This window comes from Pseudonocardia terrae (assembly GCF_021343995.1).
In the GTDB taxonomy this organism is placed as follows: domain Bacteria; phylum Actinomycetota; class Actinomycetes; order Mycobacteriales; family Pseudonocardiaceae; genus Pseudonocardia; species Pseudonocardia terrae.
The window spans coordinates 1-2,022 of record NZ_JAJTTE010000136.1 but is presented as its reverse complement, the minus strand read 5'-3'; the positions used below and the strand labels follow the sequence as shown (position 1 = coordinate 2,022).

2 protein-coding genes and 1 pseudogene are annotated in these 2,022 nt (G+C 72.6%); 2 read left to right on the top strand and 1 reads right to left on the bottom strand.

Translation table 11 applies throughout. From position 1 onward, the window contains the following. Positions 1 to 136 precede the first annotated feature (136 nt). Entirely contained in the window at positions 137 to 670 is a 534-nt protein-coding gene (locus tag LWC33_RS34575) for a DinB family protein (RefSeq protein ID WP_233308924.1), read from the top strand. 165 nt (positions 671 to 835) lie between these two features. On the opposite strand, the gene ppk2 is transcribed toward LWC33_RS34575, so the two are convergent. Then, the gene (gene ppk2, locus LWC33_RS34570; protein ID WP_233308923.1) at positions 836 to 1,666 is read right to left on the bottom strand and encodes a polyphosphate kinase 2; all 831 of its coding nucleotides are present in this window, start codon (positions 1,664 to 1,666) and stop codon (positions 836 to 838) included. 154 nt (positions 1,667 to 1,820) lie between these two features. On the opposite strand from ppk2, the pseudogene LWC33_RS34565 reads away from it, so the two are divergent. Continuing rightward, positions 1,821 to 2,022: pseudogene (locus LWC33_RS34565) on the top strand (hypothetical protein); the annotation flags it as partial.

The window sequence follows — 2,022 nt, the reverse complement described above, 5'->3', positions numbered from 1 at the left end:
AGCGGTGCGAGCCTCGGACGAGTCGTCAGACCCGGATCATCTGTGGAACCCCGGGCCTAGATTCGCAACGACCCGGCGGCCGGCTCGGCCCGGTTCCGGCGGGTCCTGACCCCGACCACGACGGGACTGGTGAGACATGAACGCCGTGCAGCAGCTCCTGCGCGAGTACGACCGGGCCCGCGCCTACACCGACCAGCTCTGGCGTGACCTCAGCCCGGACGAGCTGACCTGGCGCCCGCACGAGGAGTCCAGCGCGATCGGCTGGCACCTCGGCCACCAGGCCCACGTCGCCCACTTCATGATCCGCAACCTGACCGCCGCAGAGCCCAGCCCGGACCCGGAGCTCGACGCGCTGATGGACTCGGCCAATCCCGAGAAGTTCCGCGGCGCGCTGCCCACGGTCGCGCGCCTCGGCGAGTTCCGCGACGTCGTCGCCGAACGGGTGCACGCCCGCATCGGCGACATCGCGGGCGGTCGGGTGGGCGCGCCGGACCAGCTCGCGATCGTCGCCACGCACCTGCTCACGGCGGTGATCAACCACGAGTACCAGCACGACCAGTGGATCGGCGAGGTGCGCAGCCGCGACCTCGGCCACGCGCTGCCGCCGGACCCCGAAGCCGACGGGCTCTGCCGCGTCGACGGCTACCTCGTCCTGACGGGCGCGTGCTGATCGGGTCTCGATCACGTCCTCCGCCGGGACGATCGCGAAGGAGAGCCGTGATCGCCGCCCTTCCCGTCCTCGACCTGTCGCTGCTCGACGCGGGCGAGGCGAGCGCGGCCCGGGGTCGCGGAACGGCACCTCACCCGTCGCGGGCGAGAGGCGCGGTCGTGCTCGTCAGGCGAGGCCCTCCTTCGCCAGCAGGGTTCTCGCGTGGTCGGGGACCTCGCGGTCGAGCTCGCGGGGCGGGCGGACGTAGCCGCGGCTCCGGGGGCGGGTGGGAATCGCGAGCGGGGGTCGCAGCACGGGCTCCCAGGGGATGCTGTCGAGGAGGTGGGCGATCATGTTCAGCCGGGCGCGGCGCTTGTCCTCGGACTCGACGATGGTCCACGGTGCCGTCTCGGTGTCGGTGTGGACGAGCATGTCGTCCTTGGCCTGCGAGTAGTCGTCCCACCGGGCGATCGACTCGAGGTCCATGGGGGAGAGCTTCCACTGCTTCAACGGGTTCTCGACGCGGTCGCGGAAGCGCTTCTCCTGCTCCTCCGGGCTGACCGAGAACCAGTACTTGCGGAGCAGGATCCCGTCCTCCACCAGCAGGTCCTCGAAGATCGGGCACTGGCGCAGGAACCGCGTGTACTCCTGGTGCGTGCAGAAGCCCATGACCCGCTCGACGCCGGCGCGGTTGTACCAGGAGCGGTCGAACAGCACGATCTCCCCGGCGGCGGGCAGGTGCTCGACGTAGCGCTGGAAGTACCACTGGGTCCGCTCGCGCTCGGTGGGCGCGGGGAGGGCCACGATCGGGGCGACCCGGGGGTTGAGGTGCTCGACGACGCGCTTGATCGCGCCACCCTTGCCCGCCGCGTCGCGCCCCTCGAAGATCACGACGACCCGCGACCCGGTGGCCTTCACCCACTCCTGCAACTGGACGAGCTGTCCCTGCAGGCGCAGCAGTTCGGCCTCGTAGAGGGCCCGGGGGAGGCGCTGCGCCGCCTTCGCCTTCTTGGTCATGGGTGAAGGGTCGGGGACGGCTCGCGGAAAGGGAACAGGGTGGGGCCGGGCCGGTGGCCGGGGCGGTGGACGAGTCGCCCGGACGGGGTGATGCCCGGCCCCCGTTCGGGGTGGAGGGTGCGCGTCATCCGGCCGCGTTCGAGGAGGGCCCGCGATGTCCACAGTCGACCGACCCGACCCGCCCGGCCCCGACCTCCCCGGCACCCCGACCGCGACCGCCACCCCGGAGACCGCCCCGGATCCGGCACCGGACCGAGCACCGGATCCGCCACCGGAGACCACGCCGGCGGCGCCGCTCAGCTCCGAGGAGCGGGCGGAGCTGCACCGCCTGCGGACCGAGCTGGCCGCCCTGCGGG